Here is a 24098-nt window from a genome sequence, read left to right as displayed (position 1 = left end):
CGATCCGGGCTGGCGATGGAGGCTGCAATGGCGATCGCCGCCGAGCTCCCTGCGATCGTCACAATTCATTTTCATCGGTTCCCGTTGGGTGCGGCTTCCGGTAAAGTTTGGGATGGATCGACCGGGTTTTGTTTTGCCGTTTGCATGGGGGGTATCGCTGTGGAATGGCGATCGCTGTCAAATCATTGGGTGCTGCAGCCAGATTGCCCCAAGGCGGTGATTCATTTTTTGGGGGGAGCGTTCATCGGTAATGCGCCCCAGGTGGGTTACGATGCCCTGCTGTCTGCCCTTGCCTCTGACGGATATTTGGTGGTGGCAACCCAGTTCGAGACCAATCCCAATCACTGGCAAATTACCCGCGATATTTTCAACAGTCTGCCCGACGTTCTGAGTCAATTGCAGGCAACTGTGCTGCCGCGCTTCGGTATCGGTCACAGTCTGGGGGGGAAGCTGCACGTTTTAGGCAGTTGTTACGAGGCATCTGCAGCTGCTTATCCCCTGTCCCCTCGCGACGGCAATATTTTGATGGCCTATTGCAATGCCAGTTTGCGCCTCGACCCATTGCCGAGTTGGCTGCCGGTAGAGTTCAACCCGTCGCCAGTGGAGACAGAACGGGCGATCGCCAGCCATTACGACATCTCCCGCACGCTGCTGGTGAAATTCGTAGGGGACGAGATCGACACCATTAGCGCGCTGCACGACCAACTGGTGGCGAAGTTTCGCAGGGCGATCGACTATCGCTGCCTGCCGGGAGATCACGGCACCTGTGCGGGGGGTCGCTATCCGTTTTCGGCCAACAACGAGTTTTCGCCGTTAGACGCGATCGGGCAGTTTGTCTATCAGCGAGCAAGCGGCGATCGCGAACGGTTGTTCGGAGTGTTGCGACCGTGGTTGAAGCGGCAATTGGCGGTGCTGGCTTTAGAGATAGAAAGTGTTTGAGCAAGATACAGCTAGTCCAAATCTAACGTTTCGAGCCGATAGGTCTGGGAGCCGAGATCGAACTTTAAACCCTCGATAACTTCGCCAGAGCGACCCGTTAAAACCCGCTTCCAAAAGGATTGAATCACTCCATTAGAGCGAGTATCCCGCAAGAGATTGTGAGTGTCTCCAACTCCCAGCCCATCGGAAAAATCGACATAGATGGGCTCGTTGCCCCGTCTCCTTCGCAACCGTTGACCTAAGCGGGTGGGATTGATGATGTCAGACTTTCGCAAAATTCGATCGTCATTATTGAGCGTGACGTACGTGCGCATGCCTGCGGCCTTATCGATCCATTCAGCATGCGATCGACTATCGACATCTGCCTGGTGAAAGATGACATTATCAAAAATGCTAGTTTCTCCCTCATTCAGTGGAGATCGCAGTAGACTCTCCGCCAGAAAATTTCCTAAACTATGAAATAACAAGTTCAGTCTGACCGGACAGCGAACTCTATCTGACTCGGATTGTCCGCCAATATACATATCGAGCAGTTCGAACACTCTATCGAGGGCTGTATCTGATGCCCGAGCAGCACGTCTAGCCGAGCGATATTCATTCAGTATGAACCCCCCTTGGTTGGACGGCCAAGCAAATGCCAATACATTTACTTCATAGTTTGTTTCTAGATCGAGACTCCAGTCCAATATATCTCTGAAGCTCTGATTAAAACCATGAATGAAGACCACCCAATGGGGCGATATATTTTTCTCTCTTGTCTCTTGTACTATCTGGTTGAATAACTGTTCGCTAGGTTTTGGATCGGCATCAGTTTCGAGTTTTAGATCGACAAACCAGCGCCGACCTACTGTCTCAAAGCGCGCGGTTGCGAGTCTCAGCTCATTAACACCTTTAGGGTTGATGAGGTCTCCAAAAACATTTTCATTATTAAGGTTTTCGTTAACTTCACGATTGGATACGACTACAATCATTAAAATTACTCCGATTGACTGACAAAACCTGTAGAGGAGGAGAAACCTACCAGAAAATGACTGGAAGCCTTATCCTGTCAAGTGTACAGGTAAAACAGAATAGAAACGGAATGTGTATTCCGTTTCTATGAAGATCTGTATCGCTTTTAGAGTCAGTCGAAACTGTCAGATGTCGTTTTAGAGATCGAGTTCTCGGAATCTTAGAACGTGTCTGAAAAGTCTCAAGCCAGCCTACGAAGCATGAGATTGACCATAGCAGCGTAAAGCATCGTCTCACTCGTAGTGGGCAAATATTCGTAGTCCTTGCTCAAGCGACGGTATCGACCAAACCAGGCAAAGGTGCGCTCAACCACCCATCGCCGAGGTAAAAGCTGGAACCCTTTTTGCTCAGCAGGCCGTTGTACGACTTCAATAGTCCAGCCAAACGCTTGCTCAACCCAAGCCACAAAAGATTTGCCACCAAAGGTTTTATCGGTCCAAATCAATTGCAAGCAACTCCACATACTGGCAAACCAAATCCCCAGCAAGGTGAGGCCGTCATGGTCGGAGCGTCGGGCACTGTGGACCTTGGCACCCAGCAGTAGACCCATCGTATCAACCAGGATAGTGCGCTTGCGACCTTTAACTTTTTTGCCTCCATCAAAGCCTGTTTCTTGAGCGGCACCAGCTGTTTTGACCGATTGGGAATCCAGGCAGGCTGCCGAGGGAGAAGGATTGCGCCCCACCGTTTCTCTCAGTTGCTGGCGCAGAGCATGGTTGAGAGCTTCCCAGGTGCCATCGGCTTCCCACTGACGGAAGTAATGGTAGACCGTTTGCCAAGCGGGGAAGTCGTGGGGCAGCAGACGCCAGGCACATCCGGCTCTCAACAGATAGAAGATGGCATTGACCACTTCGAAAACGTTGACGCTGCGGGGACGACCGCCTGGCTTAGCTGGCGGTAATAGCGGAGCTAGAAGCTCGCACTGGGCAGGGGTTAGATCGGTGTCGTAGGATTGGCGTGTCATTGGTTGGGAGGCTCTAACTCAGCCTCTCAACTTTATCTGCTGACCTTTTCAGACACGCTCTTACGTTTCTACACCAGCGGTTTCTTCGACAACTGCTCCATTGCGTCGTTGCCATGCGGTCCGTCCCCATTGGGTGAGGATGTGGGAGAGGAGGCCGAGAGGACCGGCAAACAGGCAGAGGGCAATGGAGTGTATCGTCCAAGTGCCCGTGCGCTGACCTTCTAGGTACACCCACCGACCGACGAATAAATCCATCACGACAAAGTGAACCCAGCCGGTGGCGGCTGCGCGTTCGTCTGCGAAGAACTGAGCGATCGTCGTGACATTGGGATTGGCCAATGCTTTGGCGCTCTCGGGGGTAATGCTGCCGACGAGTAAGTACAGGTAGAGTCCTGCCAGCGCAACAAAGGGGAGATACGATCCCATGATTTTACGGGTGATTTTCCAGTTGGGTAGAAAAATCATCAATGTCCAGAAGGGTAGGACGAATAGGTTGGAGGCATCGAATAGTTGAGAAATTGAGATTTCGGGCCAAGGCATGGGGTAGCGCTCCGGTTGAGTCGAGATATAGTAGGCTCATATCAAGATAACAAATTGTTACGGAATTGAAGGAATATCTTGCTTAGAAGGTGATTAACTCATAGATACAGCAATTTGCTACTCGGCAGTATCGCGATTCTTTCTAGATTGAGAACAGTGGGTGCTTGCAACCCGAACAGTTTCATATCGGGAGATATTGAGAAATGGTTCAAACAATCTCAGCAAATGAGGTCACGTTATGCGAACCCAAACAAGCTTTTGGGACCACAGCAAACGCAAGATCCAACCTTTTTCCCAGAACGATCTGAACGTCATACTGCTTTGAGTGGAGTAGAGCAGCTTCTGTTAGATCGAGTGAAGTCTAACTTTGTGGAACTGATGGAAGATCCTAGATTCGATGAATCCATTCGTCCTGGCAATCAGGTGATTGAGAGGTTAGTATGACAAGTGATACATATCACACACACTCATGCTGAAAGTCCGACTCGACGATGAAACTGAGAAATATTTGGCTGATTCGATCGCTAGCGAAAAAACAGATAAGAGTGAGTCGATCCGCAGACTGATTCGAGAACGCTGGCTCGCACATCAATCGGGGCGGACAGTTGTTGAACGCTTAGGTGGACATCCTAAGCATCTGCTTGAAGATTCCCCTGCCAATCTCTCCGACCGCTCTGTACGGAAACAAGCTATTTCACGCCACTTACAGGAGCGCCATTCTCTGTGACCTACTATCCCGTACTGTTAGTTGATAGTGGGCCATTGGTAGCTTATTACAGCCGTAATGATAAATATCGCGCTCGTGTATGTCGTTTTTTTGAGAACTGTACAAGCCGGATCGTTACAACTTTCAGTTGCATCACTGAGGTAATGTGGCTACTGGGGATTTAGCTGGCAAGTACAAAATCAATTACTGCTGGCTGTGGCTCAGCAAGTGTTTGAAGTGGTTCCCCTATTGCCCCAAGATTTTACTCGAATCGCTGAACTCAACTTTACGAGTATGTGCCGCCGCGTCCGTTGGAGGAGATCGAGCGGGAGATTAGGGAGTTAGGGGATGAGATTCGCGGCAGGTTAGACGCAGTTTTGTAGGGAGATGTCGAGCAATGGTGCAAACAATCTCGGCAAATGAAGTCACGTTACGCGAACTCAAACAAGCTTTTGGGTTACAGCAGACGCAAGATCCAACCTTTTTCCCAGAGTGGTCTGAAGGTCATGCTGCTCTGAGTGAGGCAGAACGGCTTTTGTTAGATCGCGTGAAATCGAACTTTGTGGAATTGATGGAAGATCCGCCGATGCTGGAAAACAGCGTCAAGATGGTGGTGTTCGCGCCTTTGTTGGATCTGGCTGGCTTTTATCGCAAGCCATTTCGGATTGAGACGGAGGCTAGTGTGGATGTGGAGATGGAGGATGAGGGGTTGGTTATTCGGGGGCGAATTGATGTGTTGGTGTTGAAGAATCGTTTGTGGTTGTTGGCGATCGAATCGAAGCGGAGCGATTTTGCGGTGACGCGGGCGATTCCTCAAGCGCTGGCTTACATGCTGGGAAATCCAGAGATGGATCGACCTACGTTTGGCGCGATCGCGAATGGTAATGAGTTTCTGTTTTTGAAAGCAACTCGCCAACCCACGGCTAAATATGCAAATTCTAGGTTATTTTCCCTGCTGAATCCGAATAATGAGCTCTATTCGGTGTTGCAAATCCTGAAATGTTTGGGAAGGGAGATTGTGACTGTCGATTGTTAATGCGTGCGTAGAATCTGCGAAGAAAACTGGTTGATTGCTATCAGCAGGAATTGAAAGATGGTTCAGACTATTCCTATCGAGAAAATAACGCTGTATGACTTGGAGGAAACTTTTGATTTACAGCTTGCTGGCGAGCCTACTTTTTTTTCGAGAGTGGCAGGAGGATTTGCCTCAACTGACGATTGCCGAACGAGAGCGATTGCAACGCGTACAAGCAGCTTACGCGAACTTAGAACGGCGATCGCTGTTAGAAAATACGATGAAGCTGGCGGTTGTGGCTCCATTGCTGGACTTGGCGGGTCTTTTCTTGCCGCCTTTTTATGTCGATACGGAAACAACAGTTGAAATTGTGGCAGAAGAGGCGGGGGTGAAGCTGCGCGGACGGATAGATGTGCTGGTGCTTGTCAAACAGATTTGGGTACTGATGATTGAGTCGAAGCGATCGCAGTTTTCGCTGCAGGTGGGGATTCCTCAAGCTCTGTCGTATATGCTGGCATCACCTCAACAAGATAAGCCATTGTTTGGTTGGGTGATTAATGGTAGTAATTTTGTGTTTCTGAAATTACTCGTGCAGGATAGACCGCGATATGCCAAATCGAAGGAGTTTATTTTAGGGCAAGATAATGGCTTGGGATTGACGCTTCAGATCTTGAAGAAGTTAGGTGCGATCGCTGTAGGAAAAAAGATTGCCAAATAATAGAATCAATGTATATCCGTCAATACTTTTTTTGTTAAGTCAATTGCTCCAGGATTCAAACACATGAAAATTCCTAAGAATGAGTTTCACGTAGTTCTGGAGGAAGTAGTTAGATGAATATACTTGCATCCAACGATTTCAGTGCTTGGTAGAATTTTCCCGAAGGCTGGCAGCAGGTTCGTCTAAAATTTGTCGCAAGATTTATCTATGGAGATTCATCGATCTCATCTCAACGCGAAGAAGGTGATATTCCAGTATTTGGTTCAAATGGAACAGTTGGTCGCCACAAACTTAGTAATACACTTGCCCCCTCAATCGTTGTTGGCAGGAAAGGCTCATTTGGAAAAGTAATTTATTCCAAAAATTGTGGATTTGTTATTGATACAGCTTATTTGATTGACTCCAGATGCACAAAAGAAAATTTACGTTGACTTTGTTATGCCTTACAAACTCTTGGGCTAGATGAAATTCCACAAGATACTGGTGTCCCTGGTCTTTCACGCGAGAAAGCTTATGAGTGTTATCTATTGTTTGCCCCAATTCATATTCAAAAAGCGATCGCCTGCTTTCTAGATCGCAAAACTGCTGCGATCGACAATCTTATCGCCAAAATTATAGATGACCCAGAGTTTGGGGATGTCGTTAGAGATTGGATGCTCCAGAAGGTCTACAAGCGCTTGACAGAGGCAACCCCAGTCTCCTAATTAAATCTCGTCCATGTTGAGACTTGGAGTTTTTAGGCATTGCACTCAGCCCCCTAAATCCCCCACCAGTGGGGGACTTCCGAGAGGCTATTGACTTCGTTCTGCAACTGTTAATCTCTGCGATCGGAGATCGCTTTCCCAGTCTCTCAATTCCAACTGGCACTGCTCTCTTCCAAGATACAAGGGGGCCAATGCAGCGAATGACAGCGCTAGTAGGAAGAACTCAAACCTACGGGTTTTAAACTAGACTCGGTTTAGGATGAAGGTCGAGGTAACACTGGGTTTCTTAAACTGAAGTCACTAGCGATGGCGCGATCGCCTAGGTTCCAAACCAACAAACCCTCGCCACGACCGCGTTACCATCAGATTGAGAGCAGTTTGCACCCGAGGCACTCCCCATGACTGTCCGCAGTGGCACCCGCGACTGGCCCAAAATTCTCAAACAATTTGAAGCAGCAACCAGCACTAAACAGGTCATTGCCCGCAAAGAAGAACTGCTGGTGTACGAATGCGACGGCTTAACCAGCTATCGCCAACGACCCGCCGCCGTCGTGCTGCCCAGAACGACTGCAGAAGTAGCAGCCGTCGTCAAAGTGTGCGATCGCCACAACGTCCCCTTCGTCGCTCGCGGTTCCGGCACCGGTCTCTCGGGGGGAGCACTCCCTGTCGAAGACAGCGTCCTCATTTGCACGGCCTGGATGCGCCAAATTCTCGAGATCGATTTGGACAACCAGCGAATCGTCGTCCAACCGGGAACAATTAATAATTGGGTTACCCAAGCCGTCAGCGGCGATGGCTTTTATTACGCCCCCGATCCCTCCAGCCAAAGTATCTGCTCCATCGGCGGCAATGTTGCCGAAAACTCCGGTGGAGTTCACTGCCTCAAATACGGCGTCACCACCAACCACGTCTTGGGCCTCAAACTGGTGTTGCCCAACGGCGACATCGTGGATGTGGGCGGCAGTGTGGCAGAAATGCCCGGTTACGACCTGACCGGACTGTTTGTCGGCTCTGAAGGTACGTTGGGCATCGCCACCGAAATTACGCTGCGCATTCTCAAGCAACCAGAATCTGTGCGCGTGCTATTGGCCGATTTTAATAGCGTCGAAGCGGCTGGGGCCACTGTATCGGACATCACAAGCGCGGGCATTATTCCTGGCGGCATGGAGATGATGGATAACTTCAGCATCAATGCGGTGGAAGATGTGGTGAAGACGGACTGCTATCCCCGCGATGCTGCTGCTATCTTGCTGGTGGAACTGGATGGTTTGGCGGTGGAGGTGGAGGCGAATAGCGATCGCGTGGTTGCCATTTGTCGTAAAAATGGAGCTCGCAGCACGATCTCTGCCACCGACCCGGAAGAGCGGCTGCGGTTGTGGAAGGGTCGCAAGGCGGCGTTTGCGGCGATGGGAAAACTGAGTCCCGACTATTACGTGCAAGATGGCGTCATCCCCCGCACAAAGCTGTCGCAAGTATTGCGGGAAATCGAGGCCCTGAGCCAAAAGTACGGCTATCCGGTCGCCAATGTCTTCCACGCTGGAGATGGCAATCTACACCCACTGATTCTCTATAACAATGCCGAACCCGGAGCGCTGGCAACGGTGGAGGAGTTGGGGGGCGATATTCTCAAGCTGTGCGTTGCCATTGGAGGCAGCATTTCTGGAGAACACGGGATCGGGGCTGATAAGCGCTGCTATATGCCCGAGATGTTTAGTCCTGCCGATCTCGAAACAATGCAATGGGTACGCAGTGCCTTCAATCCGAAGGGGTTAGCCAATCCCGAGAAGATCTTTCCGACACCGCGCACCTGCGGGGAAAGTGCAAAGGCTTATAAGGTTGAGAATCTGCAAGTTGGCGGGATGGAATTGTTTTAGGGGCGATCGCGTTTTCTAACCGGGATTGCTGGTTTGGGAATTCATCTCTCAAGCTAGCTCGAAGTCATGTTGAGTGACCGAGCGAGGGCTTTGGACGCCGTTACTACTGAATTGGCAGAGTATAATTTGAGATGAAAATTCACCGGCAGGCTGAATCATTGGGCAAGCAATCGAACTATACAGGCATGAGGGGCGCGCTATGTGCAATTGGAATTGTGGGGCTCGGATTGTTTCCGCCAGCGGGGTTCGCTATTCCAGCCAATCCACGGGCGATCGACAAGACAGAGCTCAGCGTTTTGCCAACCCTATTTCCCCGTCAAACAGTTTTAGGCGAACACGCCTTCCGGGTTGACTTACCTCAGTGCGGTACCTGTCTCTTCGTTCCAATCCAAGATCTGCAAGGCCGTCCCGAAATCTCGCTACATTTAGTTAAAGAGGGCCAAATCACCTACACTTTGGCCCAATCTGAAGCCGATCGCACCTGGGCAGCTTGGGAGGTGCTGGCGGTAGCCTTTACCGATTTGGATGCGGATGGTGACGACGACATCATGTTGCTGGCTGAATACATGACTGGCATTGGCCCGCAGGGGGCAGTACCGTTTCCAGCAATGTCAATTTATTACAGTCGAAAGCGAGGGTTCGAACTCGACCCTGCCCTCAGCCAAACCTTGACAGATCGGCGCGTGGAAACCATCGGAGAGGCGATTGAATTCATTCGCAATGACCTAAGGCAATTGCCCTAACTCTCCTTGCTGGAAGTCTATCAGAGGTTGAAGATATTTGGGGTAACTGACGAGACTCGCACTCGCTAATGCCGAAGTGATGGACAATGTCTTTAACCGAGTAGCCTTGCTGACGTAAAGCATGGATTTCTCAACAGTCAGCGTTGGAGTTCAGCAACAGAGCTAGTCCGAGCTGCTGTTATCAGGCAAGATTTCCGAGAACCTCATATTTGCTTTGCACTAAACCATTTCTAAACTGACGCGTTTCGAGATGGCGCAATCTGACATCGCGAGGAAGCGGTCCAAAAAGCGGAATTCCAGTGCCTATCAGGATCGGAATCTTTGTAATGATGAATTGCTGAATCAAGCCTTCGCTAAGAAATCTTTGAATCGTCTTGCCACCGTTGACAATTGCATCTACAGAATCTATGAATTCCCGATACCCATAGTCCTCTCCACCCTGCGCATCTCCACCATTGGGCAGCCAGTCAACACTGCCATTTTGCCGTGCGATGAAGCCATCAACACTTGTTGCAATATACACAGTAGCTTTCATCTCTGCCTCAATGTCGTAGCCTATGTGCCATTTCAGGGGCGAGTAATAAAAACTACGAGAGAATCATACTCATCGTGAGGACCGATCCAAATCCAGTAATAGTCGTCACCTTTCTTTAAAGCCAGTGCTCGATAATTGCGAGTAATACGAGCAGACCAGAGATTTCTGCCGACCTTTTTAAAGTGTAGCGATGGATGCGATGGATTCTGCTGCCAGAGCTGATAGGTTTTTCGAGCCTGCGTCTTTGTATACTGAGGTAATGCTCCATAAGTCTTCCAGAAGCTAGGTGTTGTGAAGGACTTCATCTAGATCTCTCACTAGACTGGCCGAAATGTCTGCCTCCGCGCGAGCAATGAGGTTATCCAGCTTTCCTGCAGACAAATCAGCCTCCATCTGACGATCCCATATCTCGTCCAGACGTGCTTGTAACCATACCGCCAGTTGGCGGACATCACTTTCTGGTAACTGCTCGATCGCTGCTTCGATTTCTAGAAGGGTTGCCATCGGGATGTTTGCATCTTTAGGACTACTCTAATGCTATCCCGCGCTCGCCCTACGTATAGACCTCATTCAGACGATCCACATTGAGGCCATCCCAAAAAACGGCGATCGCCTCCAGAATCTCTCGACCCCCTTGGAAAAACCTGGCGCGATCGAAAGTCGGGCTAAAATAGGCTGCTTCCAATTCCTCCAGTGTGTGTCCGGCGTGCTGCGCTTCGACTCGATTGTGCCAGCTAAAGAAAGCCAAAGGCAATTGAGGGTGGCGCGTTAACTTAATGTGCAATAGGCCGTCTTCCAGCTCTTGCCAAAACCCAGCCGCCGCCCAATTTTCCACCGCAAAGCTGGCCCCTTGGGCAATCTGCGGGTCTTCGCTGCCGTAGAGGCGGATGAGCTCGTCGCAAAAGTGCAGAGTGGTCGACCGAGCGTGCTTGCGCTGGCCAATCTCCTCAAACTTCAGGCCCAACTCCTTCGCCACCTCCAACAACCACTCGAAGTGAGCCGCTCGAAAGCGGCAAATCCCCCCATCCACTGTCCCTTCAGTGCTGACCAGTTCGGGATCGCCCTCCAAATCTTTTTCCACCTCCGTCATGGCAACGCGATCGCCTTTTGATTTACCCAATTTTCGGTAAATCACCCCCAGCTCGTTCAGCAAAATCTCTCGACTGGCCCGCGATTGCTGCAGACTGGGAGCATTAATGGTCTTCTCCAGCGCAGCCACCAGAAACTGGTTAGAAAAGACCGAAAACTGTCGGATAAAGTGGCGCAGTTCTGCATCGGTTGCCGTCCCCTCTCGGAACCAATGAGTGTAGGCGTTATGGGTGATGATGCGATGCTGCAGCAGTTTGAGTTCGACCTCCAACAAAAAGGCACGAAAGTCATCCACTTGCAATTGAGTGAGTTCCCCTCGGCGACAGCGTTCCCAAACGCGAGGGGATACAGCCAGTCGAGTAGGGGCAGAAATAAGACCTTGCGTCACGATCGCGTTCCTCCAGTGAGTGCAGTGGTCCAGCTATAGGGATAGTCTTTGTCTTCGAATTCAGCGGCGATCGCCGTCAGTTTCAGCGGTCGAAAGCTGTCGATCATGACCGCCAGTTCGTCCGTTCGGTCTTTTCCAATCGACCCCTCGTAGGTGCCCGGATGCGGACCGTGGGGGATGCCGCCGGGGTGGAAGGTCATGGAGGCCCGTTCGATGCCTTTGCGAGACATAAATTCTCCCTCCACGTAGTAAAGCACTTCGTCTGAATCGACATTGGAATGGTGGTAGGGGGCTGGAATGGCCTGGGGATGGTAGTCGAACAGGCGCGGCACGAACGAGCAAACCACAAAGCCCGGACCGGCAAAAGTTTGGTGGACTGGCGGTGGCTGGTGAACTCGGCCCGTAATGGGTTCGAAGTCTTCAATATTGAAGGCAAACGGCCAGAGATGCCCGTCCCAACCGATCGCGTCTAAAGGATGGTGGCGGTAAAGATATCGCGTCGTACATCCTCTGGCTTTGACCCGCACCTCGAACTCTCCGGCTTCGTCGTGGGCGACCAACTCCTCTGGCGGGCGGATATCTCGCTCGCAGTAGGGGGCCTGTTCGAGAAACTGGCCCTCAGAATTGAGGTAGCGCTCTGGCGGTTGGATGTGCCCGTTGGCTTCTAGCACCAGCATGCGCTGCTCGATGCCTGCATCGGGCAGGATGCGCCACAAGACCCCCGTCGGAATCACGACATAATCCCCCGCACGATAGCGAAGGGTGCCGAACTGACTTTCTAGAACGCCGCTGCCATTGTGGATGAAGATCGCCTCGTCGCCGCAGGCATAGCGGTACCAATAGGGCATGGGTTGCGTCGGACAAGCCACCGAGATGGCAACATTCTCGTTATCCATCAGTAAGGTTCGAGCGGCGATCGCATCTCCCCCCCGAGCCACTTTCCCAGTCCTCAAGTGGCGGGGACGCAAGGGAGCGGTTGCTTCGTAGGCGATCGCTTTGGGGGGTTCCATCACAATTGCGTGCAACTGGGTGGGCGGGTGCAGGTGGTAGAGTAGCGATTTCGCCCCCGAGAAGCCGTGGGTGCCGATCAGCTCTTCGTGGTAGAGAGAACCGTCTGGCTGGCGAAATTGGGTGTGGCGCTTGTGGGGCACTTGCCCCAACTGGTAGTAGTACATGGCTGCACCTTGCAGCTAGACGATCGCACTAGAGATTTCCCCGGCGTGCTTGCTCGCGCTCGATCGCTTCAAACAACGCTTTGAAGTTGCCTTCGCCAAACCCCTGCGCGCCGTGCCGTTCGATCGCTTCGAAAAACAACGTCGGTCGGTCTTCTACAGGCTGGGTGAAAATCTGCAGCAGGTAGCCGCCTTTATCGCGGTCTGCTAGAATGCCCAGCTCTGCCAACTTCTCGATCGGCTCGTCAATCGGGCCAACCCGTGCCTGCAAATCTTCGTAGTAGGCGGGCGGGATATCCAGAAACTTTATGCCAGAGTTGCGCAAGTGGGAAACGGTGGCGATGATGTCGCCTGTGGCACAGGCAACGTGTTGAATGCCGGGACCGTTGTTGTAATCCAAATACTCTTGAATTTGAGACTTGTGCAGTCCTGCTGCGGGTTCGTTAATAGGCAACTTGATCCGGCCCGACCGATCCTGCATCACCTTAGACCGCAGCGCCGAGTATTCCGTCGAGATGGTTTGTTCGTCGAAATGCACCAACAGCTCGAAGCCCAAGCTGTCGGCCAAGAATTGTGCCCATCGATCCATTGCGCCCACCTCGACATTTCCGACGACGTGGTCGATGTGGGTAAAGCCGACACCATTGTTATTAGACCTCTGTCGAGGCTGAAAGTGGGGCGCAAAGACTCCCCTGTATTGGGTGCGATCGACAAACTTCAGCACAACGTCCCCATAGGCGCGGATGGCAGCGTAATGTAGGGTTCCCCCTGCATCCGACTCAGCAGTGGGCGGAATAGCTCCCACTGCCCCTCGGCCGATCGCCTGTTGGTAGGCTCGCTCTGCATCCGGCACCGCTAGGGCCATGACGGCGATGCCATCGCCGTGGGCTAGCACGCTGCGTGCAATCGGATGGTCCGAGCTGAGGGCCGTTGTCAGGACGAAGCGGATTTTTCCCTGCTCCATGACGTAGGAAGACACTTTGCGATCGCCCGTTTCCAGCCCTCTATAAGCCGTATTGACAAACCCAAAGCCTGTCGAATAATAGAGCGCCGCCTGTCGGGCATTCCCCACATAAAATTCGAGATGGTCAAATCCGAGCATGGGGCAAAAGTCGTGCATGGAAAACCTCCTCTCCCTCAGCTTTGCGAGCTGTCAGGACGTGTTGCGGAGCGTTCCGAGTTCGTCAAAAACACTTCGCACGCAAGAATACTGTAGGACTCCGAGCCTTAAGGGGAAAATGGCGATCGCAAACTAATAAGCCCTTTATCCGATTCTAAATTTTCTGTCATGCATCGACAAGCATTGAAGCTTAACCGATAAGCTTGGTATAGAATCATTAATTAACTCGCACACTTAACAAATTGCTACCGAGTCGTGCCCTTAGGGAGGCGAGGTGCCCGAGAACGCTGTTCAACTTTCACCGACGCTGAGAAACTCAGAGTTCCTCAGGCAGCTAGACCGTAAGGACCGACAGATCCTTCATTTGCTGCAGGAGAGCGGTCGGCTGAGTCGTGCTGAATTGGCTCGTCAGGTCAATCTTTCCGCTCCTGGCTTGCAGAAACGCTTGAACAAGCTAGAGGGCAATGGTTGCATCGATCGCTACGTTGCCCTCGTCAATCGCGAGGCGTTGGGGCTGGATGTGTTGTGTTTTGCCCAGGTGACTCTGGCTCGCCACCAACCGCAATGCGTAGCTCAGTTTTGCGATCGCGTTCGGGAGCTGCCTGAAGTTTTAGAGTGCCACCACCTCAGCGGCGAATTCGATTACCTGTTGAAAGTGGTGGTGGCCAATCACCGGCATCTGGCCCAATTCTTGTCTGTACAGATCGCCCAAATTCCAGGCGTGGACCGAATTCGCACCAGCATCGTCCTCGACGAAATCAAAGTATCCACCTCTTTGCCATTGGACTCGATCTGAGGAGTGACCAGGCGCATTTGGGAGGCAAGAGCGCCAATGCTTGCATCCGTCAAGACACTGCTATCGTCTGTTGTGGACTATGCCGGACTGTTTCCACCCGCTCAGCTCGACCTGCAGCAGGCAATGGACAACTACGCTCGATATCGCAGATCGGAGCATTGCTGGATGTTGGGTCGGTTTGTGTTGCCAATCTCTCGGTTGCAGGACTTTGAAGACCGTTTGTCTGCCTTGGGGAAAATCGGTCCGATCGCGCTCAGTGGAATTGTCTCTAAAGATTGGGAGCTAGACCTAGAACGAATTCAGTCGGGCGATCGCCGCGATCGATGGGGCCTCGCCGCGCTAGAGTTTCCTCCCCTGCTCAAACCCGCAGACATACAAAGTATGCTGCCTCGCTTGCCGAAGGGCATTGAGGCATTCTTCGAAATTCCCTGCAGCGATAACCTAGATGCCTACATATCTGTATTGCAAGGGTCTGTATTGCAAGGGACCGGTGCGGCAGCCAAACTGCGGCTGGGGGGGGTGAACCGCGAAGCATTTCCAAGTGCGAAACAGGTCTGTCAGGTTGTGCTCGCCTGCGCCGCAGCCGGAGTGCCGTTCAAGGCTACTGCCGGACTCCACCATCCCTTGCCAGCCCAGCATGCTTTGCCCGACGGCAGTTTGGTCGCCATGCACGGCTTCCTCAATCTTGCCATCTCGGCAGCACTGGCTTGCGGGCACGAGGTCACCGCAGCAGAAGCGCGAGCCATCTTGCACGAAGTCTCCATCGATCGCTTCCACTTCTCGAACGAGTGGCTGAGCTGGGGCGATCGCCCTCTCGCCCTCTCGCAAGTGGGAGAGGCCCGCCAGCGATTGTTCCGGTCCTTCGGCTCCTGCTCGTTTGAAGAACCAGTTGAAGACCTTAAGGAGCTGAAACTATTATGAACCGTCCGCTCGATCGCACCCACGATCCAAACCTGCGCAGTTGGGTGACCTCGGCCAATCAGCCCGACACCAATTTCCCCATTCAGAACTTGCCGTTTGGGGTTTTTCACAGGCGTAGGAGCGCTGAACCCTCGCGGATTGGGGTGGCGATCGGCGACTCCATTCTGGACTTGGCTGCTTGTGGGAAGGTGGGGCTGCTTGAGGGGTTGCCCGAGCCATTGCAGGCTGCTTGTGTCGCACCGACGTTGAATCCTTTGATGGCGTTGGGGAGTTGGGCCTCGTCAGCTTTGCGCGATCGACTGAGCGAGCTGCTGCGCTGGGACGAACGGCAGTCTCCTCCAGAAGCGAACATTCTCGTGGCGATCGCTGAAGCGGAACTGTTACTGCCCGCCCACATCGGCGACTACACAGACTTCTACGCCTCCATTTTCCACGCCACAAACGTTGGCAAACTCTTCCGCCCCGACAATCCACTCCTGCCCAATTACAAACACATGCCGATCGCCTATCACGGGCGAGCCTCCTCCATTGTCCCCAGCGGCAGACCCGTCAAGCGCCCCCAGGGCCAGCGGAAACCTCCCGACGATCCCGCGCCTAGTTTCGCACCGTCTCAACTGTTGGACTTCGAGATAGAAGTGGGATGTTTCATTGGGGCTGGCAACGAATTGGGAGAGGCGATCGCGATTGAGGAGGCCGAGCGACATCTCTTCGGCCTTTGCCTGCTCAATGACTGGTCGGCACGAGATATCCAAGCCTGGGAATATCGCCCCCTCGGTCCCTTTCTCGCCAAAAGCTTTGCAACGACAATCTCCCCTTGGGTGGTGACTTTAGAAGCACTGGCTCCCTTCCGCTGTCCGGCCTTTTCTCGCCCCGAGACAGATCCGCAGCCACTGCCCTACCTCTGCTCGGAAGAGAATGCCAGTTGGGGAGGGATCGAGCTCGCCGTTGAGGTGCTGCTCCGTTCGACCCAGATGCGAGCCGCAGGAATCGAAACCATACCATTGAGCCGCGCCTCATTTGCCCAGATGTATTGGACCGTCGCCCAGATGCTGACCCACCACACCAGCAACGGCTGCAATCTGCGCTCGGGGGACCTGCTCGCCAGCGGTACCATTTCCGGCGAGGCTGAAGGGACGCAAGGGTCGCTGCTGGAGATGACTCGACGGGGCGATCGGGCGATCGCGCTGCCTTCAGGCGAGCAGCGCACCTTTCTCGAAGATGGCGACGAGGTCATTTTGCGCGGATATTGCGAGAAAGAAGGCTATGCCCGCATAGGGTTTGGAGACTGCCGGGGTACGGTTGTTTAAACCTCTTATATCTACCTGAAGAATCGAAAGCAGGAATAAGACGACCTGAAGCTAAGCAGAGGTTATGTCACCTAATTACCTTGTAAGGAGGGTAGGTGAAGCGAGTCCACCTAATTAATCGGTAGGCTTTGGCCCAGGTTTCTGCCGAAGTTGAGATTAAATTGCTTGCAAAAACAATTTTCTGTGGCGATCGCAATTTATTTTCAGTTGTCTAGGCTACAGATATGCGTCATGCATAGCCACTATCGTCGGGCTCAATGGTTCGGGCAACATATCTGTCGAGCCGATCGGGATATCAACGAGGAATGTCCATGAAACGCAGGTCTTTAATTCGCACAGGAGTATTGACCGCAGGGACCGCAGCCGCACTCGCTGCCTGTGGGAGCCAGTCCACCAGTACCAGTTCTGGGCCAGCAATACAGACGGACACTGCTCCAAATATCAAGTGGCGTATGGCCTCTAGCTATACCCCGAGTTTAGACACGGTCTACGGCGGCAGTGAATTTTTTATAGAGCGGGTCAAACAGCTAACAGACGGTCGCTTTGAAATGACGTTATATGCAGCCGGAGAGATTGTGCCCGGTCTGGAGGTTTTAGATGCCGTGCAGCAAGGAACCGTCCATGCCGGACATACCAATTCCTATTACTATCGCGGCAAGAATGCAGCACTAGCCTTCGATACAGCCGTTCCATTCGGGTTTAGCTATCGCCAGCAAAATGCTTGGCTCTATGAAGGGGGCGGATTAGAACTCGTGAACGAATTACTGTCTGATTTCAACATCATTAGTTTTCCCGGTGGCAATACCGGTACCCAAATGGGGGGATGGTGGAATAAAGAAGTCAATAGTGCTGCCGACCTGCAAGGAATCAACATGCGCATCCCCGGACTGGGGGGGGTTGTGATGGAACGCCTCGGCGTGAACGTCCAAAACTTGGCGGGTGGAGAGATTTTTCAGGCTTTACAGTTGGGCACCATTGATGCGGCTGAATTTGTGGGGCCTTATGACGATGAAAAGCTAGGGTTAGACAAAGCTGCTCGCATTTATTACTATCCCGGCTGGTGGGAGCCTGCTTCTCAATATTCCTTCTACTTCAACATCGATGAATGGAATAAGTTGCCAGATACGTACCAGTACGCTCTAGAGAGTGCAGCTGCAGAAACCCACGCCAACATCATGGCTCGTTACGATGCGAGAAATCCCGGCGCGATCGCGAGCTTGCTCGATCGAGGTGTAGAGTTAAAGCGGTTCTCGAATAATCTGATGGCGGCTAGCCGTAGGGCAGCCTTTGAAGTCTATGAAGAGCTGGCTGCTGATGATGCCACTTACAACAAGGTTTATAGCGCTTGGAAGGAGTTTCGAGAAAATTCGAACCGTTGGTTTGCTGCCTCCGAGCTGGGCTACACCGACTTTGCCTTTAGCGAAGACAGCTAAACGCGATCGCGGAGCGGCCAATCAACTAGAACAATCCAAAACTATCGCTTTGGGTTGGGAGGATGAATGCAGTTTTTGCTAAAGCTATCTCGCTGGATCGATCGATTGAGCGAGGCGATGGGATGGCTCACCTTAGGACTCACGCTAGTCATGGTATTGGTTGGCTCCTATAACGCTATTGCCCGCTATCTGGGCCGATTTCTCCAAGTCAACTTGAGTTCCAACTTGTATATTGAAGCGCAGTGGTACTTGTTTAGCCTGATTTTTTTGCTGGGTGCTAGTTACGTACTCGAGCAAAATGCCCACGTACGGGTGGATATTCTCTACAATCGTTTATCTCCAAAGGGTAAAGTCTGGGTGAATTTAATAGGGTCAATCTTTCTGTTACTGCCACTTTGTTTTGTCATTCTGGGCTACTCACTGCCATCGGTGATTAATTCCTGGCAGATTTGGGAGCAATCTTCCGACCCAAGCGGGTTACCCCGCTATCCAATTAAGTCAGTCATTATTGTGGCTTTTGTGTTTTTGGCCTTGCAGGGTTGCTCGGAAATCATCAAAAACATTGCCATCCTCCTCGGCACAGAAACCCAAGAATCCGAGGTATCTCAGTGAGCGAGTGGTTGGGGATACTAATGTTTGGGGGAGCTCTGCTGCTGATTTTTTCAGGCTATCCAGTGGCCTTTTCGCTCGGAGGAGCAGGATTAATCTTCGCTTTAATTGGCGGGTTGTTGGGGGAGTTCGATTGGATTTTGCTCTCCGCACTACCCCAGCGATTGTTTGGCATCATGGGGAATTTTGTCCTGTTGGCCATTCCGTATTTCATCCTGATGGGCACTCTGCTCCAGTGCTCGGGCTTGGCTGAAGATCTGCTAGAAACCTTTGGTATTTTGTTTGGCCGTTTGCGGGGCGGGCTAGCCATTGGGGTGATTTTGGTGGGTACGTTGCTGGCGGCTGCGACTGGAGTGGTTGGGGCGACGGTAGTGGCAATGGGGATGATTTCTTTGCCGATCATGCTGCGCTACGGTTACAGTCCGTCATTGGCCTCAGGTGTCGTGGCGGCCTCGGGGACTTTAGGACAGGTGATTCCTCCCAGCGTGGTACTGATTGTGTTGGGAGATCAGCTCGGGGTTTCGGTGGGCGATCTGTTTTTAGGTTCGCTGTTGCCTGGGTTGGCGATGGCTGGGCTGTATCTGTTGTATGTGGTCGGGGTGGCAATTTTTCAGCCCCGCCAAGTGCCAGCATTGCCCCCAGAGGTGACTGATATGTCTAAGGCCCAGCTTGCTAAACGGGTCGTGTTAGTGATGCTGCCCCCCCTGCTGTTAATTGCGATCGTTCTGGGCAGCATTTTTGCCGGTTTGGCTACCCCTACCGAAGCGGGTTCTCTGGGCGTTCTGGGTGCTTTGGTCTTGGCTGCTCTGAATCGACGGCTGACCATTAAAGCGCTGTTGCAGTCCCTGCGCTCGACGGTTGTGTTAACCACGATGGTGATGGTGCTGCTGGTGGGGGCGACTCTTTTCAGTTTGGTGTTTCGAGGTCTTGGGGGAGATGTCCTAGTAGAAAGCGCTTTTGCCAACATTCCGGGTGGGGCGCTGAGTTTTTTGATCTCTGTCAATCTACTGGTGTTTATTCTGGGGTTTTTCCTGGACTACTTTGAGATTGTTTTTATCTTGGTACCTCTGGTGCTGCCGGTGGTGCAAAGTTTTGGCGGCACTGACCTGATGCCCCTAACTGGTACGGAGCTGCTGGTGTGGTTCGGAGTCATGATGGGAGCCAATCTGCAAACCTCTTTTTTGACACCTCCTTTCGGATTTTCGCTGTTTTATTTGCGAGGGGTAGCACCGGATAGCATTCAGACAACACAGATTTATACAGGGGTTATTCCTTTTATTGCGATTCAACTGGTTGCGCTGCTTTTGTTGATTCGTTTTCCTACTTTGGTCACCTGGGCGATGAATATCTAGGCAGGCATGGCTCAACTGCAGTCGCTGTTAGCGCACTCCCAGCCATTTGTGGGTTTGCAAGCTCAACCGCCATTCTGGATGTGCCAATACATAGGCGATCGCCAGTGCCTCACTCTCGGGGGTTTGCCACTCTGGCTGCAGATATTTCACCACGCGGTCAGACACTTGACTTGCTTGCCGTTCGGCCCAGTCTAAGTCAGCAGACTCAGCCACCACCAGCTTGAGTTCCTGCGCCCGTTCGTAAACCGATGGGTGGGGGGGAGCATTGGGTTTGGGCGAGAGGGTTACCCAGTCGAATTGGCCGCTGATGGGGCGAGCGCCGCTGGTTTCGAGGTGGACGCGAATGTGGTGAGATCGCAGAGCTCGGGTGAGGGGGGCCAGATCGTGGAGGGTGGGTTCTCCCCCCGTCACGATCGCGATCGCGGGATGGGCCGCCACGGTGGCTTCCACTAATTCAGCAACGGTGTAGCGGGGATGCTTGGCAGCATTCCAAGAGTCTTTTGTATCGCAGAACCAGCAGCCCACATCGCAGCCAGCCAAGCGAATAAAAAATGCACTCGTGCCCGTCCAGGCGCCTTCCCCCTGAATGGAGGAAAACGTTTCGACCACCGGATAGGCGATCGCCTTTTCCGCCTGAAGATCCCCTAGCGAGTCTTGCCCGAATGCACTAGCTGCAATTGCAGCGTTCTCAATGGTTTTCATATCTCTATCGTAAATTCTTCTGCGATCGCAATGGCCATTCGACAGGCATCGTTCGTTTGCCCCCCTAACATTGTGACTTGACTGTGCTGCGCGGACAGCCGTTGGGGAGGGTTTGCGACGGCAGATCGGATTGAGTCGGGATTGCAATTGGGGGGGGCGGCTGAGGGGGACGCTCGATTTCAGGCGCGGTTTGGCTGGGTCGGTCGATGGGGGGCTCGATGTCGGGGGGAGGGTTGTCGGGACGGCTAAATTCGGGAATCTCGAGGGTGGGGGGCTCGTCAAAAATGGCAATTTGCTGGCGATCGCAAGCCCCTTGGCTCATGAGAATCTCTCGCTCCATCTGCAAGGTCTCTCGGGCGGCGGGCGATTCTGCCGCTAGCAGGTTGTCGTGACTGAGGTGCAAGCCCGTCAGCAGAGGGCCGTTTTCTACCGCACTGCAGCGATCGAAGCGAGCGATCGCCAACACCTGCCCGTCAGATACGAGGGCCACTTCGCCCGGTTGAAGAGTGCCGATTGCGTTGCGATCGCGATCGAGCAGTTGAGCCACACTGGTGAAATTCAGAAAGAGGGTGCTCGCGACGCCATCCACTTCCCGCGAGTTGGCCATGACCAAACTGCCCTGCACTCCGGCGATCGCCGATGGCGTGACAATCTCTGCCCCGCCCGCTCCCGGCGGCGTAATCATCACCATCACCCCCTTATCCAAGACGAACTGTCGCTCGCTCGGCATAAACTGAAACCGAGAATTCTGCCCGACGCGCACCAGCGAAGCATCGTCAAAGATCATTTGAGCCAGCGATGTTTGTCCGGTGTAGAGCAAGTCGTCGGGGATAAGGACATCAGCCACGGCAGCGGCTTTGGCAGGGTTTTGCTGCAGTTCCACCATGACGGAATTCACGACGCGATCGACGGTGGCTTCCTTCAACGGGTTGGCTGCGCGTGCAATGCTCGCCCACGCCAGCAGGAACATCGCCGCTAGACCGAACCGCGATTTGAGGGCGCAGCGGGGAAATGTAGCAAACGTCACGGGATAGATCCTCCGCAAGACCGTACCGGTCGAACGCAACCGATATTCCTACTGTATTCGTTTTACCAGCTCGGTCTGTGACGGCGATCGCTGTGGCAACGGGGTCAGCTAGCCTGTGCATTTGACATCGAACCAGCCCCTCACCCCCGGCCCCTCTCCCCTCGCGAAGCGTGGCGTCAGCCGTAAGTTTGGGAGAGGGGAGAAGCAGGTCTACTCCTTCACAGTCTCTATCTCGCTCGCCTCTGTCTCGCTCGCCTCCAGCTTATTCGGAATCGAGCCACACCCCCCGGGGACCGTCCTCCGCGTCCTCTCTCCCCCCCAAGCACAGACGTAATAATGGATTTCCTCCGATAAGGTTGCCCCCGTAAAATTGGCCCCCTTCACAAGCGCCCCCGTACACTCCCCCGTCTTAAAATTGCGTTTCTCCCCCCGCCGGTAAGGGCTTGCCGTCTTAGCATTGCGCACGAACAAATTGGCTTCGCCCACATCCGCCCCCGTCAAATTGACCCGCATCAAATTCGTCATGACCAAATTGGCATAGGACAAATCGCTGCCGCGCAAATCCGCATCGCTGAGATTGATATCGCTCAGGTCGATGCCCCGCAAGTCTGTGTAGGACAGATCCGTTCCCGCCAAGATAGCTCCTAAATCCACTACGCGAACGCCTTTGACGCGATCGCGCAAATACCAACCCTTGCCATCCAAAATCGGCCGTCCCAAATGCCCATCCCGCTTGAGCGGGCTCAACAAATTTGAAACCGAGAGAAAGCGCAGCACCCGCGCCTTATTCGCCGGGTCTGCCCCTCGCAAAATCGCCGCCGTCCGCCCCGCCGCGATCGCCCGCTCCAGCGGCCAATCCTCCAACAGCCCCTCATCGTTCAGCACCAGATCCGAAATCCCTTGGAAATAGGCATCAATGGTCTGTTGCTGCGTAATCCGGTTCTGCTGGCTAGTCAGTTGCACCGACGTACGCACCTGCTGCCACGCCACCCACAAGGCCACAACCGCGATCGCAATTTGGCCCACCGCTCCGAGAGCACTCCAATTCACCTCCTCCGACCAGCGATTGATTCTCCCCAACACCCCCGCAAACTGCAACAGCGCCCCTACCCCCACAAACAGCAGCAGCCAACAGAACAGCAACTCGATGCGCTGTCCAAAAATCGAACTCAGAAACGCCCGCCTCAGCGGCGGAAAAATAATCGGCACCGACAGCACAATCAGAGCGATCGCCCCCATCAGCCCCAACCAGGCCCACTCCAGTGCCCCTCCTAGCAACAGCACGGCCAGAGCCACGAGTAACCCCCCCTGCCAGCGGCGATCGTTCACCAGAGACGCCGATGGATCGCGATCGCGGCGAGATCGACGGGACCGAGTTTCCGCCGCCAATGCATCGGCAGTCAGGCCAGTTGGATCGAAAGGCAATTGCGAACGGTCGGAATCAGGCAGCATTGCCGTGCAACAGTGGGTTTTCTCTACCCTACTTCTGCCGTGTGGCAGATGGCAGGGAAAATTGGCTCGAAAGATCGGCAATTACTTGCCAGTCTTCCCCAGACAAGCTCAGGGGTTGCCAGCGAACCCCCAAACAATCGCTAGCCGCATGGGTCAGAGTCGCGATCGCGCGGTCTATCTCTACTGGATTGGACAACACCTCATTCACCCCCACCACCCCCTGACTGGAACCGGGCAACACCCGCTCCCACAATTCGCGATCGGGCTGTAACAAAATCGTGCCGTGCTGCAACACCACCTGTCGCCGCCACACCTGCGCACTTCCCACCAGCTTGCGACCCCGCCAACACAAATCTGCCGCCGTCGCCGTCCGAAAGCAACTCGCCTCCCCCACATACCCCCGTCCCCCCTCGCCAAAGCTCACCTCCACCCCCAAATCCAGCAACCCCCGCCGCAAAAACTGACAGAGCCGCTCGTAAGCTCGACGCCGATGAGTCCCCAACCCATCGGCCACAATGCCATAAGTCAAATCCCCCAACTCCCCCGTCGCCTGATGCAACACCGCCCGCCCCCCCGTAGGCCGCCGCACCACATCCAGTTCCCCGACCCCTTTCGGCAGCGAACTCAACTTCTGATGAAACCCCAGGGACAGCGTCGGAGCCGCCCACTGATAAAACCGCAAAACCGGCCCCTCCATTTCCCCCATCTCAACCCGATCGAGCAACCAGCGGTCAATCGCCATCTGCACCGCCCCCGATCGCCGACAAAAGGGAAGCAACCACCCCAATTTCACAAAAACTACCTATTGCTCAAAAAACAGCCCAAAAGCTTACAACGCAGACTGCTTTAGTTCGATACCTGCATGGCCCTCACCCCCGGCCCCTCTCCCCAGGGAGAGGGGAGCAACAGCCGGACGGACAATCGCAGCGCAACTGCGGCAACATCTCAAAGCAGCACACAGGGGCGAGAAGAACCCTCAAA

At 53.4% G+C, this 24098-nt stretch carries 24 protein-coding genes and 1 pseudogene; 13 read left to right on the top strand and 12 right to left on the bottom strand.

Annotated features, from left to right (window positions below; translation table 11 throughout):
* Positions 1-15 precede the first annotated feature (15 nt).
* On the top strand, positions 16-939 hold the full coding sequence (locus SYN7336_RS24565; protein ID WP_017324908.1) for a DUF1350 family protein: 924 nt from the start codon (positions 16-18) through the stop codon (positions 937-939).
* Between the two features lie 11 nt (positions 940-950).
* Here SYN7336_RS24565 and SYN7336_RS24560 read toward each other — a convergent pair whose 3' ends face one another.
* The 3 genes from SYN7336_RS24560 to SYN7336_RS05390 all read right to left on the bottom strand — a co-directional run bounded on the left by SYN7336_RS24560 (position 951) and on the right by SYN7336_RS05390 (position 3454).
* The gene (locus tag SYN7336_RS24560; protein ID WP_017324907.1) at positions 951-1910 is read right to left on the bottom strand and encodes an alpha/beta hydrolase; all 960 of its coding nucleotides are present in this window, start codon (positions 1908-1910) and stop codon (positions 951-953) included.
* A 221-nt stretch (positions 1911-2131) separates the two neighbouring features.
* Positions 2132-2914, bottom strand: coding sequence for an IS5 family transposase (locus SYN7336_RS05395; RefSeq protein WP_017324155.1), 783 nt, complete (start codon positions 2912-2914; stop codon positions 2132-2134).
* Between the two features lie 60 nt (positions 2915-2974).
* Positions 2975-3454: an ABA4-like family protein gene (locus SYN7336_RS05390; protein WP_017324906.1), complete on the bottom strand. Its 480-nt coding sequence runs from the start codon at positions 3452-3454 to the stop codon at positions 2975-2977.
* A 1103-nt stretch (positions 3455-4557) separates the two neighbouring features.
* Between SYN7336_RS05390 and SYN7336_RS05385 the strand changes: the two genes are divergently transcribed.
* The 6 genes and pseudogenes from SYN7336_RS05385 (at position 4558) to SYN7336_RS27715 (ending at position 9214) form a co-directional block, all read left to right on the top strand.
* Positions 4558-5196, top strand: coding sequence for a type I restriction endonuclease (locus tag SYN7336_RS05385; RefSeq protein WP_017324905.1), 639 nt, complete (start codon positions 4558-4560; stop codon positions 5194-5196).
* A gap of 112 nt (positions 5197-5308) precedes the next feature.
* Positions 5309-5893: a hypothetical protein gene (locus tag SYN7336_RS05380; protein WP_017324904.1), complete on the top strand. Its 585-nt coding sequence runs from the start codon at positions 5309-5311 to the stop codon at positions 5891-5893.
* A 170-nt stretch (positions 5894-6063) separates the two neighbouring features.
* A pseudogene (locus SYN7336_RS32930) lies at positions 6064-6324 on the top strand (hypothetical protein); the annotation flags it as partial.
* Between the two features lie 96 nt (positions 6325-6420).
* Positions 6421-6597, top strand: a complete 177-nt coding sequence (locus SYN7336_RS30535; protein WP_017324902.1) for a hypothetical protein — start codon at positions 6421-6423, stop codon at positions 6595-6597.
* A gap of 398 nt (positions 6598-6995) precedes the next feature.
* Positions 6996-8471, top strand: a complete 1476-nt coding sequence (glcD, locus tag SYN7336_RS05365) for a glycolate oxidase subunit GlcD (RefSeq protein ID WP_017324901.1) — start codon at positions 6996-6998, stop codon at positions 8469-8471.
* A 131-nt stretch (positions 8472-8602) separates the two neighbouring features.
* On the top strand, positions 8603-9214 hold the full coding sequence (locus SYN7336_RS27715; protein WP_017324900.1) for a hypothetical protein: 612 nt from the start codon (positions 8603-8605) through the stop codon (positions 9212-9214).
* Between the two features lie 181 nt (positions 9215-9395).
* Here SYN7336_RS27715 and SYN7336_RS05355 read toward each other — a convergent pair whose 3' ends face one another.
* The 5 genes from SYN7336_RS05355 to hppD form a co-directional block, all read right to left on the bottom strand.
* A complete protein-coding gene (locus tag SYN7336_RS05355) occupies positions 9396-9749 on the bottom strand; it encodes a dihydrofolate reductase family protein (protein WP_017324899.1) in 354 nt (117 codons plus the stop codon).
* A 282-nt stretch (positions 9750-10031) separates the two neighbouring features.
* The gene (locus tag SYN7336_RS05350) at positions 10032-10253 is read right to left on the bottom strand and encodes a hypothetical protein (RefSeq protein WP_017324898.1); all 222 of its coding nucleotides are present in this window, start codon (positions 10251-10253) and stop codon (positions 10032-10034) included.
* A gap of 49 nt (positions 10254-10302) precedes the next feature.
* On the bottom strand, positions 10303-11226 hold the full coding sequence (locus SYN7336_RS05345; RefSeq protein WP_017324897.1) for a hypothetical protein: 924 nt from the start codon (positions 11224-11226) through the stop codon (positions 10303-10305).
* Entirely contained in the window at positions 11223-12401 is a 1179-nt protein-coding gene (locus tag SYN7336_RS05340) for a homogentisate 1,2-dioxygenase (RefSeq protein WP_017324896.1), read from the bottom strand. Before SYN7336_RS05340 ends, SYN7336_RS05345 begins: the two co-directional genes overlap by 4 nt.
* Positions 12402-12429: 28 nt before the next feature.
* Positions 12430-13518, bottom strand: a complete 1089-nt coding sequence (hppD, locus tag SYN7336_RS05335) for a 4-hydroxyphenylpyruvate dioxygenase (protein WP_017324895.1) — start codon at positions 13516-13518, stop codon at positions 12430-12432.
* A gap of 274 nt (positions 13519-13792) precedes the next feature.
* Between hppD and SYN7336_RS05330 the strand changes: the two genes are divergently transcribed.
* The 6 genes from SYN7336_RS05330 to SYN7336_RS05305 all read left to right on the top strand — a co-directional run bounded on the left by SYN7336_RS05330 (position 13793) and on the right by SYN7336_RS05305 (position 19936).
* A complete protein-coding gene (locus SYN7336_RS05330) occupies positions 13793-14314 on the top strand; it encodes an Lrp/AsnC family transcriptional regulator (protein WP_051039767.1) in 522 nt (173 codons plus the stop codon).
* A gap of 36 nt (positions 14315-14350) precedes the next feature.
* Positions 14351-15235, top strand: coding sequence for a hypothetical protein (locus SYN7336_RS05325; RefSeq protein ID WP_026100715.1), 885 nt, complete (start codon positions 14351-14353; stop codon positions 15233-15235).
* Positions 15232-16542, top strand: coding sequence for a fumarylacetoacetase (gene fahA / locus SYN7336_RS05320; RefSeq protein WP_017324892.1), 1311 nt, complete (start codon positions 15232-15234; stop codon positions 16540-16542). The genes SYN7336_RS05325 and fahA overlap by 4 nt, the downstream gene beginning before the upstream one ends.
* Before the next feature lie 311 nt (positions 16543-16853).
* Positions 16854-17975 (top strand): TRAP transporter substrate-binding protein, encoded by a 1122-nt coding sequence (locus SYN7336_RS05315; RefSeq protein WP_026100714.1) that lies wholly within the window; start codon positions 16854-16856, stop codon positions 17973-17975.
* A 66-nt stretch (positions 17976-18041) separates the two neighbouring features.
* Positions 18042-18587 (top strand): TRAP transporter small permease subunit, encoded by a 546-nt coding sequence (locus tag SYN7336_RS05310; protein ID WP_017324890.1) that lies wholly within the window; start codon positions 18042-18044, stop codon positions 18585-18587.
* Positions 18588-18607: 20 nt separating this feature from the next.
* Positions 18608-19936, top strand: coding sequence for a TRAP transporter large permease subunit (locus tag SYN7336_RS05305; RefSeq protein WP_017324889.1), 1329 nt, complete (start codon positions 18608-18610; stop codon positions 19934-19936).
* A 27-nt stretch (positions 19937-19963) separates the two neighbouring features.
* Here the strand turns inward: SYN7336_RS05305 and SYN7336_RS05300 are convergent, their stop codons facing one another.
* From SYN7336_RS05300 to SYN7336_RS05285, 4 genes are all read right to left on the bottom strand, one after another.
* Complete coding sequence (locus SYN7336_RS05300; protein ID WP_017324888.1) at positions 19964-20638, bottom strand: 7-carboxy-7-deazaguanine synthase QueE; 675 nt, start codon at positions 20636-20638, stop codon at positions 19964-19966.
* Positions 20639-20702: 64 nt separating this feature from the next.
* Positions 20703-21665: a FecR domain-containing protein gene (locus SYN7336_RS05295; RefSeq protein WP_017324887.1), complete on the bottom strand. Its 963-nt coding sequence runs from the start codon at positions 21663-21665 to the stop codon at positions 20703-20705.
* Between the two features lie 210 nt (positions 21666-21875).
* Complete coding sequence (locus SYN7336_RS24550) at positions 21876-23117, bottom strand: pentapeptide repeat-containing protein (RefSeq protein WP_017324886.1); 1242 nt, start codon at positions 23115-23117, stop codon at positions 21876-21878.
* Between the two features lie 28 nt (positions 23118-23145).
* On the bottom strand, positions 23146-23910 hold the full coding sequence (locus tag SYN7336_RS05285; protein WP_026100711.1) for a biotin/lipoate A/B protein ligase family protein: 765 nt from the start codon (positions 23908-23910) through the stop codon (positions 23146-23148).
* Between the last annotated feature and the right edge of the window lie 188 nt (positions 23911-24098).

Origin of the sequence: Synechococcus sp. PCC 7336 (genome assembly GCF_000332275.1) — a bacterium.
Taxonomy (GTDB): domain Bacteria; phylum Cyanobacteriota; class Cyanobacteriia; order Thermostichales; family PCC-7336; genus PCC-7336.
This window is presented reverse-complemented; position numbering and strand designations above follow the sequence as displayed.